Below are 16,439 nucleotides of genomic sequence, written 5' to 3'. Positions count from 1 at the left end.
ACCAACATAAATATTTATTGTTATTTGTTTTTATTTAAAAAAATAGAGAGCCATTAGCTCTCTATTTCATAACCCCTATTCAAATGTAACTTCTACCTGCACAATCTCCGACCTACTTCCAAGTCTAAGCGGTGGTCCCCAAAATCCAAATCCAGAAGAAACAATTGCGTGGAACGCGCCTTTTTGTGAGTATCCCCAGTCTAGCTCGTACATTCTTCTCGTTACAATATGATTGGGCGCCATTTGTCCGCGGTGTGTATGACCGGATAATAATAAATCTACACCTGCCGCTGCTGCTTGTTTCAACTCAAATGGCTGGTGATCCATTGCGATAACAGGCATCGATTTATCTACCGTACTCATTAATTGTTCAAAGCTTTGACGATCTCGCTCTGTTTTATCTCTTCTTCCAACGAGATAAAAGTCATCTTCAATTGTAATTACTTCATCTAAAAGAATACGAATATCAATCTTATCCATCTCTTGTAAAAACTCTGGAACCGCTCTACCGTAGTATTCATGGTTCCCTAAAACACCATATACGCCTAATGGTGCTTTCATTTGTTTCATGATTGGTCCCATATTCTTTTGAATGAACACACCTGGATGATCATCGATAATATCACCTGGTAGCAAAATAATATCGGGCTCCATCTCATTTACATGACGAACAAGTCTTTTTAAATGCGAAACGCCAGACAGTTTACCAAAATGCATATCAGAAGCCATCGCAATGCGTAAACTTTTACGCCCCTCTACCTTTTTCGGTATGTGCACCTCGTACTTTCTTACTACCGGGCTATACGCATTAAATACTCCGTACGCAAAGATAAAGATAAATGCAGCTATCACAGCCGCCCCTGTCCAAATAATTGCCGCTTCTTTCTCTACTGAAAACTGTAAAAGAAAGACCATAATATTAGCTAATGGCAACAGCATAAGCGCATATTGTATAACCGCAAACCAAATCGAACCTATCGTTCGCAGAAATGGCAAAAACTTAAACACTTGCACGAGAATGTACGCATATGAAATAAATGCAACTATGAAAGCATAATATCCCCAAGATTCCCAGCCAAATACCGCATGAAGCCAAATCCATCCGTTCCAGCCGATGTAAAACATAAGTAGTGTGTATATAATTAATATGGTAAATATATTGAGATAACGAAGATTCTTCACAGCCAGCCTCCTTATTGATTTCTTCTATTATAACTTGTTATGCACTTATAACGTAAATATTAAGCGCTTCAATCTTCAGAATAAGAACATTGATAAACATATTGTCTTAAAATTTTTAAGAACGGCTGTAATGGACATTTTTGAGTCTTAAGTGTTGGATGAAATTCTATTATCTTTATCCTTTAAAACTCATCTATGCAATTATGCATAACCATCCATTCCGTTTTATTTTCATGTTACGATATAAATGTAATACGACATATATCGACAAAGATAAAAGGAAGTGATTGTATGAAACGTTCTAAAACATACTTAAAATGTTTAGCATTATCCGCTGTTTTTGCTAGTAGCGCTGTAACTCTTTCACCACCTGCTGCTTATGCTCAAACAACATCGCAAGTTGTAACAGATATCGGGCAAAATGCAAAAACACATACGAGCTATAATACATTTAATAATGATCAAGCTGATAATATGACAATGTCTTTAAAGGTGACTTTTATCGATGACCCAAGCGCTGATAAACAGATTGCCGTTATTAATACAACTGGTAGTTTTCTAAAAGCAAATTCTACTATAAGTGATGCACCTATTGATAACTACCCAATCCCTGGCGCTAGTGCAACATTACGTTATCCTTCACAATATGATGTTGCATTTAACCTTCAAGATAACAGCGCTCGTTTCTTTAACGTAGCACCTACAAATGCTGTAGAAGAAACGACTGTAACATCTAGCGTATCTTATCAACTTGGTGGCTCTGTTAAAGCTTCTGTAACGCCTAATGGCCCTAGCGCTGAAGCGGGTGCAACTGGTCAAGTCACTTGGTCGGACTCTGTAAGCTATAAACAAACTAGTTATAAAACAAATTTAATTGACCAAACAAACAAAAACGTAAAATGGAACGTATTCTTTAACGGATTTAACAATCAAAACTGGGGTATTTACACACGTGATTCCTACCATTCTTTATACGGAAACCAACTGTTTATGTACTCTCGCACATACCTATATGAATCTGATGCAAAAGGTAATTTAATACCGATGGATCAACTTCCAGCATTAACAAATAGTGGTTTCTCTCCTGGTATGATTGCTGTTGTTATCTCTGAAAAAAATACAGATCAATCTAACTTACAGGTCGCTTATACAAAACACGCCGACGACTACCAACTTCGTCTAGGCTACACATTCGGAACTGCAAACTGGGTTGGAAACAACGTAAAAGACGTTGATCAAAAAACATTTAATAAATTGTTCACACTAGATTGGAAGAATAAGAAATTGGTAGAGAAAAAATAAAGTGAAACTTTAATGAGTGAGGGGCTTCATCCTCCACTCATTATTTTATTAGTTAAATTAATCGGGTATTAACTGGTATTTTAAAATTTCACATGTTATATTGTGATGCACATTTTGGAATTAATGCAGCCAAATATATAAAGATTGTAAAAAAATGCACTCAATACTTTGGGTGCATTTTATATTTCATGTTTTATCTTTTTTTATTTTAATTCATAATATTCTTCAATATCATCATCAAACTCATCCCATGCCATAGACATAATTGGATAGGCATCCCTTGACGGTACCTCTATATTTTTATATACAAGGCGAATACGTTCTTTTGGATAACTCTTTTTCTTTAATGGAAACACTTCTATGTACTGAAATCCTTTTTGAAAATATTGATTTAATCCTTCTTTCATTTCCATCGTGAGAATTCCATCTTTATCAGGAATATTTCGTCCAATCCAGTCACATAACATCAATATTGGATATGCATTTCCAGCATACTCATTCACACCCACGACTTTTAGTATAATGTACTGCCCGCTTAATAACCGATACGTAATGACATCTCCAATTTCAAGCTCAGTTTTTAGAACCACTCTTCTTTTTACCTTTTTCGGTTCTGGCAAAGGTGAAACTAAATTCTTTTTTAATTTCTCCAAAACAAGCTCTCTTTTCTTCTTTAATTCTGGTTCTCTCCACCATCGTTTTAAATCTGATTTACTTTCAATAATACAAATGGCTTTTTCCTTAACTTGAGGATTCAATCTTCCTAGTTCCCATTGAATTGCAGCCAACGCTAGCCAAAAAATATTTTCCTCATGTTTTCGTAAAGATGAAATATATGTATTCACCATCATCTCAGTAGCTTCTTCTGAGCTATAGCCTTCACTAATCAAATCTTGGAAATCAAACTTTATATCTTCAGATAGATTATCTTCAAAAATACCTACTCCTGATACATACATTTGGCACCTCTACTCAGTAGATTTATAGTAAATCAAATTCACCTTCACTAGGATACACCTGTATATAATCTTCCTCATCGTTTACATAGGCAATCTTCACACCATCTAACAACTGCTTATTTTCTAATTCATCTAGAATTGTTTTCAACGCTTTATCAACGTCAATTACAAAGTTAAATATGTTAATTGTCCCGCTACCAATATCTCCATCATCACAATGGCCATTTCCAGACCACCCTAACGCTTCATCCATTATCTCTTGAACTTGGTTTCGTTTTTCCAACGCTTCTTCCAACTGATTTTCTGTGTAATCATATTGCAAAACAAATTCTATTAGCTCTTCCTCATCGAGTACCTTATAGCCATCCGCCAAATGTTCATCTGCTAACTCTTTCATTTCTTTTTCAACACGTTGAAATGGATACAGTTCTATTTCATACACTTCACCTGTATCACCAACACAGCCGCAATGTACAATTAAAGTTTTCTTATCTTCTTCCCATACTTCCCAGTACAAGATTTTACCCTTTTCTTGTTTAATCAATTTAATCAACTATACACCATCTCCCTATTTTTATAATTAAATTTAACTGAAAAGAATTCCTTAATCAAAACGATAAATTTCGTTACTTTTATCTATCTGTCATTGTAACTAAATCTTTATGAAAATTATAGAACATTTGTCCTTGGGTTTTCATAGTTCTATGTGTATTTTTAAGGATTAATATATGCAAAGGGAAAAGAGCCTATATGAGCTCTTTTCCCTTTGTTAATTATTACTCTACTTATTCACTTTCACATACTAATTCTTTACCCGTTTATATCGATTTCTGCCACTAAATATTCTATTATTCTTTCATATATCTAAATCATCTAGTCTAATTTTCAATTCTCTCAAGCTTCCAAATCAAATCTGATATATGTTCTTTTTCCAAAAATGTGAGTATCCATCCCGTTTGATTTCTCTCATCCATAATTGTAACTTTATGATCCAATGTCCAAAGTATTTTCCCTACATGCCTAAGTATTTCTGCTTCATATGTTTCTTTTTCTCTAACCAGAAGTTCTTTTTTTATTAACTTTTTACTTCTATACGTTTTTATTTCTAAATAAATATCAGCATATGATACCTCATGCTCACAAATTATACTGCACATATATTTTTTATTTGTGCTACTCTTTTTTTTATAACTAAAATGATTAGTATAATTTAAATCTACTATTTTATTGTACACGCCTTCCAACGATTCTAAATCCCAATTATATTGTTCTGCAATTTTTTTCATTTCAGCATGTATCAGGTTAAGTACTAATTCTTTTTTTTCTCTATCTGAAATAAGTGAAAAATACTTTTCGCTATCAAATCCCAAAAATATATTAATATACTCTGGAAATACATGACATGCTCTCTCTGATTCATTTAATAAATCCATATTTTCTACACAATGTATTAGGATACCCTTTTCATATTTTGTTACTAATCTTGGAAGTAACCTACTGTATAAAGACGTAATACATCTAGTTTGTTTGAAGAAGATTTCATCCTCACATAATCTACTAATATTATGCATTCTCTTTTCCATTGGATTATTAATGTATTCTTTTAATAACGATAATTGAATATCTTTTATTATTGCCATATCATCACACCTTATCTAATCTTATTTCTATTTTAAGGTCTACTATGAAAAGGTTTAGTCAACTTCTTCCCTTGTTTCATATTAATATAATTCACATGTCTCTTTTCCCACGTTTCAGCATTATACCTTCCTCTTAAATTCTTTCTAACTATACGTGAGGCAAATTGATTACCATGATTTTTATTAAAGTTTCTTACCTGAGTTTCTGCTCTCGATGATTTTCCATTTTTTTTAATTCTATTCCCACTAATCCCAACTTTAACGACTTGTTGGGTATGTTTATTGTATATTTCATATCCATGATATAATTGAGGGTTTCTTTTACTATTTGAATGCCTATTTTTCTGCTTATTTATTTTCTTAATTTGCTTATTATAATTATTAACTTTTTTAATTGCTTTGTATCCTTTATAAGCTCTATAGCCACCTATCGCTACAGGAATAAGCCAAGGTGCATGCCCATCAGGATCCGTCATCATCGCTGGATTATTATCTGCATACGTATATCCGTTTTGCGTAACAGGATCATCACTATCACCCGGATCTGGATCCACCGATAAGAACACACCATGATCTGGATTATAATAACGCGCAATTAGATAATACATGCCGATCTCTTTATCATACATGTATCCCGCATATCCAAATGGATTATCTGCTGCGATACCTTTTGCGTCGCTCTTTAATACGTTACCCCATGAATCATATTCATACGTTGCTACAACTTCTCTATTTTGATCTGTCATCGCAATGACATCACCACGAGGGTTGTAGTGGTAGTATAACGTTTGTCCTTTTGATTTCATCGCTAGACGCGCGCCACTTGTTGAGTATACATATTGACGAAGAACATTTCCACTACCATCCGTCTCATATAACGGATTAATGCTGTCTCCATCATAGAAATAACGTGTTACTTGACCATTTACACTCTTTTCAATACGACGATTATCCTCATCATACTTATAAGTTGCGAATGTATTGCTCTCACCTTGTTTTGTAATAGCTACAATTTGGTCATCTTCATTCCATGTATACTTGTACTTTCCATCAGATGTACGATTTCCATTCGCATCATACGTTAACGATTCGTTCCCGAATTTTACAAGTTGATTTCCTTCATTGAATGTTGCTGCTATAGATTTTGTTTCTTTTCCATTCTCTATAACTTTCACACTTGTACGGTTCCCAAATCCATCATATGTGTATGATTTAGTTGTTCCGTTTGGTAATGCTTCATTTAATAGTTGGTTGATCGGGTCATATACAAAGTTTGTTTCCGTTACTTTTCCGTCCGCACCTTCATGTTTAATCTTCGTACGGTTACCCGCTTGGTCATATTCATATCGTTCAGAAAGTAGAATACTATTTGACGTACCTACTACTAAATCTTTAATTTTGTTCGCATGATCATAGTTGAAAGTAGAGCCTGAACCATTTCCAGCTGTATACGTACGAACATTGCCTTGATCGTCATAATCAAATCGATACGTTTGAGAACCGTCTGTCACACGAATGTTTTGATCTAACGTGTTGTAGTCATACGATACTTTATTTGTGTATCCGCCTTGCGTTACTGTTTGTTCTTTTAGTTTTTCTGTCTTACTGTTTGCTTTATCGTGATATGCCCAATCAATTTTTCCGCCTCGGCTATCTGTTGCACTTGTGACGCGGTCTGCCTTGTCGTATGTTTTCGTGCGTTCTACGCCGTTGACAAGATCTTTCACTTTCGTAACTTGTCCATTTTGATCACGTTCAAATGTAAATGAATCTTTTCCATTGCGTTTTTCACCAATGACACGGTCTGCTGTATCATAAACAGATTCTAAAATAGAACCGTTTGGCATTTTCGTTTTAATCTTGTTTGCATTTTCATCGTACGTGTTTTCAATACGACGGTTTAACGCATCGATATACACTGTATTTTTATTATCTACATCATATTCATATTTGTGTGTTTGCGTTTTCCCACCAAACATAACAGATTTCTCTGTTGTGTTTCCATTATGATCATAACGATAATTTACAGAAGTACCATTTTTCAAAGTAACCTTCGTTAATAGATTATCTTTGTTATAATCATATAATTTTGTATTTCCTTTTTCATCTGTCTCGCTCTTTTTATTTCCTGATGTATCATATGTGAAGGTGTTTTTCTGTCCTTCTTCATCATAAGCAGCAACAACATTTCCATCGTTATCGTACTCATTTTTAATTAGAGCATTTCCTTCTAATAGACGTATATCATCAAACCAAACTTTTCCTTTATTCTCTCTTCTAAAGAGCATATAAACTTCCATACGTTTAATTGGTTTAGTGGCAGGGATTACAACCGCACTACGATTCCAATCATTTGTCCCACTTGGGAATTTCGCTTGGAAATTTTCCCCACTACCATCTTGATAATGTACATCTGCCCAAATAGAGTAATCTCGAGAGAGTTTATCTGGTGCAGTATTTTCTACATTTACTGATTTAGACATTCCTGTTAGCGTAATTGGTTCTGCTTTTTTCTGATTTATAGTGATATGCTTGCCATATCCTACATCTGAACCACCATATTGGCTACGCTCTAATACAATAGATGAATGTCCCGTAAAGCTCTCTTGCTGAGAAACATCTTTCGGATCACAGCTTGTTCCATCTCCTCTAATCCAACCTGGCATACAGCCATTTCCCGCCGTATTTTCTAAACTACTATTTTCAATTGGGTTAAAGCTAGAAGAAACTTCACCTTTTTCTAGTTGAATCTTATCAAACCAGACTGAACCACTCGTAGCAGAACTGCCATTTTCTACTTGTAAATAGATTTTTACTTTTCTCGTTTGTTCTGTTGTTTTAAAAGTAACTTGACGGTTAACCCAATCCCTCGTTCCTTGAACTTTATTGTGACGAGTATCATGCCATCCACCATCTACACCAGCACCGTTTTCATTTAATAACTGTACATTGAAGAAAGCGGCACCATTGGCTAAATCCGTTTTCATCATACCACTTAACGTATACGTTGTATTTGGTTCTAACGTTACTTCTTGAATTGCAGCAATATAGCCCCAATCATTATTCGTTGCTTTTGTTGAAATTTTAAGTGATGATTCTCCGCCCAGACCACCTGGTGCCGGTGTTGCATCTTTTGTAATAGATCCGGAATTATTCGCATTTACTGGTACCCATTTTTCCGTACCATTCATTTCAAAGCTTGGATTTTGAATCAGGTTTTCTCCTGTTCCCAACTCTCTAGTTGTCGCAATTGGATTTCCAAACTGATCATACTGCATGAAAGATGATGTATTTGCTGCTTGGTCTGTTTCAGATACTTCTGTATTTGCAGCCTTATAAGCAACTGTTGTTTCACGATTCTCGTTATCTGTCGCTTTTATAAGCCCGTTGTCTTTATTGTACTCAAACTTTTCTGTTCCCATTTCATCAGTAACAGAAGTTACATTCCCATTACCATCATAGGTCGCTGTTTCTGTTTGATTTTTAGGAGTTGTTGTTTTTACTAGGTTATTTGCATTATATTCATACGTTGTTGTTAAATTTAGACGCCCAGAATCTTCAACTGTTTTGACTGGGTTTCCAGCATCGTTATACGTATAAACAGTTTTACGCCCTTTAGGATTCGTTAACGTAACTTCTTTCGCATCTGTATTATATGCTAATGTCGTAGCTTTTCCTAATGGGTCCGTTACTTTTACTAATCTATTATTCTCGTATGCATACGATGTTTTATATGGTTTGGCATCTGTATGTTGCGGATCATAAATAGATGTTAGTAATCCATTATCATATCCGTATTTATATACTTTTCCTTCTGGTGTTGTAGAAGAAACGAGTAAATCTCCATCATATTTAAATGTAATCGTTTTGCTATCTGGGCCGATTACTCTTGCTGCTTTTTTATTATTTCCATCATATTGTACGACTAACTCTTTACCAGAAGCATTTTTCACTTTTGATAAGCGTGATTCACCATCATACTCATATGTCGTCGTATTTCCGTATTTATCTTTTGTATACTGGATACGACCTTGTGCATCTCCAGATTTATAGAAAGTAACCGTTTGGTCTTTATCTTTTATTTCATATCCGCCTGATACTTGTTTAATTTCTAAATATATACCAGTAGGGGCTTGATACGTATTATCTCCCGTTCTAGTAAAAGTAATATTTGCGCCATCGGCAGAAATTAATAGTAAGTTTCCATTTCCTTCAGCCAAAATTCTTTCTTCTAATCCACTAGACCAACCTGTACCAAATAAACCTACTTTTTTACTTTGGCTATTATACGTTCTTTCTACTGATACATCCGGTCCGCGCCCTGATAACGTAATATCTTTCTCACTCATAATAAAGTTACCATTTGTAGCATTCACTGTGCCATTTAGTACCGGAACTGATGCCCAGTAATCAAACATCCCTATAAACCCAAAGTCTTGAGCAAATTTAGGTACAAACTCATGCGAAATTTCACTTTCAGCATGTCCGGCTTTACTATACGCTGTTACACGGAACCAATAATTTTTAAAACCAGCATAAATTCCGCCAGAATTCTTATACACAGGTGATGGATCAACTGCTAATTCTGCACCTTTTTTATCATGATGAAGTAAATATTGGCCTTTTGCAATTTCATCTTTCGTTGGCCAAATTTTCTCATTTTGCGTTGTCCAATTTGTTTTATTTCCTACATCGAACGCTTCGTAATCTTTTCCGTTATAAATCCAAACTTTATAGCCTGCAGCCGCTGGAACTGCATCCCACTTTAATGTGACATATCCTGTTTCTTTATCTGTCGCATTAATGTAGGCCGATCCATCTGGCTTTTTCACTTGTTCTAATGGAATAAATGGAACTATTTCATCTGAAAGTGGACTATCCCCAAACGGATACTCTGCTACAATACGAATCCAGTAGCTACTTCTTCCGCTATAATCCCCGTACGGACCTCCTGACTCGTAAGCATTTTTATATATTTGTCCTGGGTTAGTAGGCGCTTCTGCACCTTTTCCGTCATCATGTATCCAGTAACGCCCTTGTGCAATTTCTTCTGGCGTCGGGAATATTTTTTTATCTTTCGTCGTCCAGCTTGTCACATTCCCAACAGGAATATATTCATAGTCATATCCATTAAAAATGGCAACTTTATAACCTGTTGCTCCTGGAACTGCGTCCCATTGTACATTGAAGTGACCTGAACCACTCCCACTGCCATTTGAGTAAGCTTGTACTCTTGGCTTATTCGGTTTTGCGTAGGAATATTTCACTTCCAAGAATGGTGCATTCGTTCCATTTTCAGCTGCAATGAATTTCTTCCAATGGTTTTGACCATTACCATTTGCATGTAGCTTAAAGCCATTGTTTGGTCTCGCGCCTTCTACCCATGCTTTCACTGTATTGGTTACATTGAACTGGGCCCATTTTCCGCGGCCCACATCAGCGTGTGCAATGTTGTTAGAACCTGGTTTGTTATTCCAGTTTACACTTCCAACATTCCATCCACTTGTTACTTCATCTAACCAAACACCATTTGGTTGATTCGCATAATAATGCCAAACTGCATAGGCATGGAATGTTGCACTTTCAATCTTTGCACCCTTTAAGTTTGAAACATCTGGTTTAATAAATGAAAAATTAGTTCCAGATGCTCCATCATAATATCCAACTTTTAACGTATAAGCATTTTGACCTGAATCCCAAAGTTTTCCCCCTGAATAATTGACAGTTGGATACGCACTTGAAGCGTAAGCATTTTCAAAATTATCCAATTCAATTGAAGGATCTACATATACCGGATATTTTCGCTCTGGTGCTTGTAACCACTGCGGGTCTGCAGTAACAGTTAATGTATATGTTTTTTCATCTTTCTTCTCAATATTGTAGCGAACCGCATCTGACGTTACAGCCTCACCTGATTGCTGATCCACATTGGAATCATTCATATATGGTTTCGGCAATGTGAATACTTTTTCTTTTTTCTCATCTTGGAAGTCGATTGAACCATCTTCCTGTAAGCTAGGTGTTAAATCTGTTTCTAATGAAAATGTAAAAATGTGGTGTCCTGTATACTCACGTAATACAAAATCTTCTTTTACATTTTCATTGAATGTCGTACTCTTTAAATCAATATTTGGGAAGACCCCTTTATACCATACTGTATTATTTTCATGTGTTGCGGTTACTGGTGATGGCTTCATTTCACCTTTTTCACCATTTGCACTTATTAGTTTATACTGAATAGTATGATCTTTTACTTTAAATTGAACGTACTTTCCATCTTGTGTCGCTTTCTCGAACTCTGGTTCTAATGTTGTATTTTCCGTTACAATTTTTTCATTTGGTGCTTCTACTAATTTTGGTGAAACCTCTTCTAGCTTTCCATCTTTCTCTGCATGAATCGGTTCCGTATATACCCTCTTTGTAAAAGTACCATCATTGTTATCAAAAACCTTTTCGGTTTCCGTTCTTTCTTCTACAATCTCAGTCGGACTCGCCTGTGCTTTAGCCTTATCCTTCTTTAATTGATCTGGATGTGGAGCTGGTAATTCCTGCTCCTCTTTCTTTTCCACTTCTGGACTTTGTTCTGAATTTGGAGATGGTGTAAACGGTGGTGCCGTTTCTGCCAACCCATTCAGTGGTATAGAAGTAACAATTAATGCAACTACGATAAGTTGTATTAAATACTGATACCACTTCCTTTGTTTCTTACCTTCCATAAACTCACCTCACTGAAATATTTTTAACATATATAATGTTACATATCACAATTTATATAAACTAAAGAGTAATGTAAATGCAGTTTTAAAGTTTTGAAGATTTTGTGCACAAAATACGACAATTTAATAACAATTTTTAAAATATCATTACAGATAATTAATTCTGTTATATAATTTAAGATTACAATAATCACATCTATTATTATTTACTAACAACAGAATATGAACATGATTCAACTAAACTTTTACATTCACTTTTGTTCTAGTATTCCAATGAAGCTAATACATTGAGTTTCATTGGAATAGCATAAATGTGGGTTTTCTAATTGTAATAACTGTGTTTAAGAAAGTAAGAGAAATATCTTCATTACTACTCGTATCAAATAGTTGAACACGCTCCGCTATTATATATACAAACTTCCTACTACATTTCATATGAGAAAAAGTTATTACGATAAACAAAGAAAAGGTCTCCTAAAATATCTTTTAGGAGACCTTTTCTTCATTACACTTGCATCGCTTTCTCTCTCAATGCTCTTCTTAACAACTTACCAGTCGTATTCTTCGGTAATTCTATTAAAAACTCAATGCTTTTCGGCACTTTATATTTCGCTAAATGTAACGTACAGTAATGCATTAGTTCTTCTTCTGTTACGTTTGCTTGCTTCAAAACGACGTACGCTCGCACAGCTTCTCCTAAGTTTTCATCAGGAACACCGATTACAACAACTTCAGCTACTGATTGGTGCGTATATAATACTTCTTCTACTTCACGAGGATATACGTTATAACCGCCAACTAGGACGATATCTTTTTTACGATCAACGATATAGAAGTAACCTTCTTCATCCATTTTCGCTAAGTCACCTGTATATAGCCAGCCGTCTTTCAATGTCGCAGCTGTATCTTCTGGTGCATTATAGTATCCTTTCATAACGTTAGGTCCGCGAACGATTAATTCGCCGACTGCGCCGACAGGTACTTCTTCCCCAAGTTCATTTACAATTTTATTTTCTACATGCCAAATATTTGTGCCAATTGATCCTGGTTTACGAGGACGATCTAGCGGATTGAAACAAGTAACTGGTGATGCTTCTGATAAACCGTATCCTTCTGAAACAATAACGTTAAAACGTTTTTCAAAGTTTTGCAGAAGAGCAACAGGCATCGATGCACCACCGGAAATACAAAGGCGAAGCGTCTTCACATCTTCTGCACTTGCTTCTTCAAATAAATATAAATAATTGTACATCGTCGGTACGCCAGCAAAGATCGTTGGTTCGTACGTGCGACAAATACGGAATACTTCTTTCGGACTAAATTTCGGTAACATTAAAATCGTTGCCCCGTTCACAATCGGTGCATTTACCGCAACTGTTAAACAGAATACATGGAACATAGGCAGTGCCGCAACAACGCGGTCATCAGCCGTATATTGTAAATACGACGCCACATCGTTCGCATTACTATATAAATTTTTATGTGTTAACATAGCGCCTTTCGGTTTTCCAGTTGTGCCCGAAGTGTATAGAATAACCGCTACATCTTCTTCATCTAGTTCAGGACCTTCGTAAGTTGTATCTCCAGTCCCCACAAAACTAGTAAACGTTTTCATTTTTTCGGTTTCTGTATGGTTAAAATCTGATGAGGTTTCACATATGATGATGTTTTCTAATGAAGGAAGTCTTGTTGTAAGAGATTGTATAACAGGTAGAAGGACGTCGAGTACGATGATTGTTTTTACATCTCCATTTTGTAAAATATAATGCATTTCGTCTGCTGTATAAATTGGATTAACTGGAATAACAGTTGCTCCGGCTTTCATTGTTCCGTATAAACCGACCAAAAAATGTGGTGAGTTCCCAACAACTAATGCGACATTGTCCCCTTTTCCAATGCCCATTTCTGCTAAATTGCTAGAAAACCTTGTGACCATTTTGTTTAATTGGTCATATGAGACCGACTGATCCATAAATATATAAGCCGGTTTTTCCCCCTTCTTTTTTGCCGTTTCAGCCAAAGATTGAACGAGATTCACAAAAACCCCACCTTTATAAAATTTAGAATATTTAAAAATTCTAAATTAATTATATTAAAAGAAAATTAAAGTGGCAAGTGATATTCTATTAACTGCATATAGACAGATCACCTTCTCTTAGTTTACTTTGGAAAAATAAGGGGATTTTATTTACAAGTAATTTATAACACTAGACCAAAAATCATTTTAGGATAATATGCACTCATCTTTTTTCTAAGATTTTCAAGTTCCTCTTTATTTAAGCTCGTATACTCCCCATACAAATTCAAAACGTCCGCTCCATTTTCATGAAAATACACGGTAACATATAATGCCGGTAACCCTTTGTTGTCTTCATCTATTGATAAGACGACATCTGGTGTTTTATTAACAGTGCTGAATGTTTCATTTCTTTTCCACTTCTTATTTTGAAACATGTCTTGTATATCATGTATCTTTCGTTTGTTATCTGTATGCGTAAAATATATAACATTATCCTCCGCTGGTTTTCCGATAGACAAAATTGTACGACTTGAGGGCAATCCACTGCTACACGCTGTCATTCCGACGACGAAGCTGAGTAATAATACAACGTACATTACCCTTTTCATTTCGATTCTCCTCCTTTTGAATATATATATTCCTTTATAAGAGGCAAATGTCCTGTGATTTTATGTTTTGTGGTAAATGAAATTATATGAGCAATTTTTCAGTTATATCAGTGCAGCTCGATTTATATCGGCGATTTTTCAAATATATCAGCGCAACTCCATTTATATCATCGATTTTCCAGTTATATCGACTTACCGACAAAATCTGACAATCTACACAAAAAGAAAGAGGCTACCCATTATGGCAGCCTCCCTCATTTTTAGAAGAATAAATGTAAGAAATCTTCTGTTGTAATGTTACCGAAGTAGCGTGCGATATCTACGCCTTCTAAAGCTACAGTGAATGCATCTTTATCGAATTGAACGCCTGTTAGACGCTCTTCGATATCATGCACATCTAGTGAACCGAAGAAGTCACCGTAAATTTTGCATTCTGTTACTGTTCCTTTTTTCACCTCAAGACGAACGTCAACTTGTCCAACTGGGAAGCGGTGTGAATGTTGTAAGTTGAACTTCGGTGATTTTCCGTAGTTCCAATCCCAATTTTGGTAGCGTTCTTCAGAAAGTTTGTGGATCTCTTTCCAATCCTCTTCTGTTAATTCATACGTTGGGATTTCTGTTTCTCCTTCGAAAATTGTTTCTAGAAGAAGTTGTCTAAACTCTTCTGTCGTCATTTCTTCGTTTAGGAACTCTGTAATGTTCGCAACGCGGCTACGGATTGATTTAATACCTTTTGATTGAATCTTATCCATTTTTACTTTTAATGCTGATACGACGTGATCGATTTCAGAGTCAAATAGTAACGTACCGTGACTGAACATACGACCTTTCGTTGAGAACTGCGCGTTACCTGAAATTTTTCTACCTTCAGCTAAAATGTCGTTACGACCACTTAGTTCTGCATTTACACCTAATTTACTAAGCGCTTTCGTTACAGGCTCTGTGAATTTTTTGAAGTTGCTGAAACTGTCTCCATCATCTTTCGTAATAAAACTGAAGTTTAAGTTTCCTAAATCATGATATACTGCGCCTCCACCTGATAGACGACGAACGACATGAATACCTTTTTCTTTTACGTAATCTGCATTAATTTCTTCTACTGTGTTTTGGTTTTTACCAATGATTATCGAAGGCTCATTAATGTAAAACAGTAAATATGTTTCGTTAATATCTAAATTCTTCACACAATATTCTTCAATTGCTAAGTTTATTCTAGGGTCTGTAATTCCTTTATTATCAATAAATAACATCGTATCACCTCATGAGTTCCATACGTAGCCACTATGCGCTAGCGTAATATGGCCACTGAAAATTTGTTTTGCTTCTGTTACTAAATCAGCTGGGTTGCCTGTATGCGGTAAGTGCGTTAATAAAAGTTCTTTTACATTTGCATCTTTCGCAATACTTGCTACTTCTGTACTATTCATATGCCCTGCTTTTGCAGCCTCTTGATGTGCATACATATTACACTCACAAATGAAAAGATCAGCATCTTTCGTGAATGGAATGAATTCAGGAATATAACTTGAATCAGCGCTGTATACTACAGCATCATCTCCAGCTGTAATACGCATCGCAAAGCATGTAACAGGATGAACAGTTTTTAAGAATGAAATCGAGAACGGTCCAACTTGAAGTGTTTCTTCTGGATTGTACGCGATTCCTTTCGTATGTGGTTCATGCGTTAAAGAATGGAATCCATTCTCGTCAAAGGTATGGCCGTATATTGGTAATTCCGGTAGTTGCCCCTTCGCCCCGCTCATAATTAATCTCGCATATTGCAATACCCCGATATCCGCAACATGATCATGATGATAGTGTGACAGTACAACTGCATCTATATGAGATGGTGTTATATATTTTTGAAGCTGTGCTAGTACACCACTACCACAGTCTACAAGTAAACGAAAACCATCGTGTTCAAACAAATACCCCGACGTTGCTTCTCCCGCTTCTGGAAAGCCGCCCCAAAAGCCGACAACAGTCATTTTCATATGTATCCATCCTTTCTA

General features: G+C 35.6%; 11 protein-coding genes and 1 pseudogene. 2 read left to right on the top strand and 10 right to left on the bottom strand.

Going from position 1 to position 16,439, the window contains the following annotated elements:
- Window positions 1–75 precede the first annotated feature (75 nt).
- Entirely contained in the window at window positions 76–1,182 is a 1,107-nt protein-coding gene (locus F3I02_RS14050; protein ID WP_196478084.1) for a metallophosphoesterase, read from the bottom strand.
- Between the two features lie 34 nt (window positions 1,183–1,216).
- Between F3I02_RS14050 and F3I02_RS34660 the strand changes: the two are divergent.
- Window positions 1,217–1,330: pseudogene (locus F3I02_RS34660) on the top strand (TetR family transcriptional regulator); the annotation flags it as partial.
- Window positions 1,331–1,473: 143 nt separating this feature from the next.
- Window positions 1,474–2,484 (top strand): beta-channel forming cytolysin CytK2, encoded by a 1,011-nt coding sequence (gene cytK2 / locus F3I02_RS14040; protein WP_196478083.1) that lies wholly within the window; start codon window positions 1,474–1,476, stop codon window positions 2,482–2,484.
- 203 nt (window positions 2,485–2,687) lie between these two features.
- On the opposite strand, the gene F3I02_RS14035 is transcribed toward cytK2, so the two are convergent.
- The 9 genes from F3I02_RS14035 to F3I02_RS13995 all read right to left on the bottom strand — a co-directional run bounded on the left by F3I02_RS14035 (window position 2,688) and on the right by F3I02_RS13995 (window position 16,421).
- Window positions 2,688–3,443, bottom strand: a complete 756-nt coding sequence (locus F3I02_RS14035) for a hypothetical protein (RefSeq protein WP_078439359.1) — start codon at window positions 3,441–3,443, stop codon at window positions 2,688–2,690.
- A 22-nt stretch (window positions 3,444–3,465) separates the two neighbouring features.
- Entirely contained in the window at window positions 3,466–3,996 is a 531-nt protein-coding gene (locus F3I02_RS14030) for a hypothetical protein (RefSeq protein ID WP_078439360.1), read from the bottom strand.
- Between the two features lie 325 nt (window positions 3,997–4,321).
- Complete coding sequence (locus F3I02_RS14025) at window positions 4,322–5,083, bottom strand: hypothetical protein (RefSeq protein ID WP_176133242.1); 762 nt, start codon at window positions 5,081–5,083, stop codon at window positions 4,322–4,324.
- A 32-nt stretch (window positions 5,084–5,115) separates the two neighbouring features.
- A complete protein-coding gene (locus F3I02_RS14020) occupies window positions 5,116–11,799 on the bottom strand; it encodes a DNRLRE domain-containing protein (RefSeq protein ID WP_230876830.1) in 6,684 nt (2,227 codons plus the stop codon).
- A gap of 294 nt (window positions 11,800–12,093) precedes the next feature.
- Entirely contained in the window at window positions 12,094–12,261 is a 168-nt protein-coding gene (locus F3I02_RS14015; RefSeq protein WP_170965442.1) for a hypothetical protein, read from the bottom strand.
- A 43-nt stretch (window positions 12,262–12,304) separates the two neighbouring features.
- Entirely contained in the window at window positions 12,305–13,837 is a 1,533-nt protein-coding gene (locus F3I02_RS14010; protein ID WP_196478082.1) for a fatty acid--CoA ligase family protein, read from the bottom strand.
- 161 nt (window positions 13,838–13,998) lie between these two features.
- Window positions 13,999–14,427, bottom strand: a complete 429-nt coding sequence (locus tag F3I02_RS14005) for an electron transport complex subunit RsxD (RefSeq protein WP_046945935.1) — start codon at window positions 14,425–14,427, stop codon at window positions 13,999–14,001.
- A gap of 260 nt (window positions 14,428–14,687) precedes the next feature.
- Window positions 14,688–15,677, bottom strand: coding sequence for a lipoate--protein ligase (gene lplA / locus F3I02_RS14000; RefSeq protein WP_000897281.1), 990 nt, complete (start codon window positions 15,675–15,677; stop codon window positions 14,688–14,690).
- A gap of 9 nt (window positions 15,678–15,686) precedes the next feature.
- Window positions 15,687–16,421 (bottom strand): MBL fold metallo-hydrolase, encoded by a 735-nt coding sequence (locus tag F3I02_RS13995; RefSeq protein ID WP_000784679.1) that lies wholly within the window; start codon window positions 16,419–16,421, stop codon window positions 15,687–15,689.
- Window positions 16,422–16,439 lie beyond the last annotated feature (18 nt).

The organism is Bacillus sp. SRB3LM, assembly GCF_015712745.1.
GTDB classification, from domain to species: Bacteria; Bacillota; Bacilli; order Bacillales; family Bacillaceae_G; genus Bacillus_A; species Bacillus_A thuringiensis_K.
Note: the sequence above shows the minus strand (reverse complement) of the source record. Positions and strands in the feature narration are given on the sequence as shown.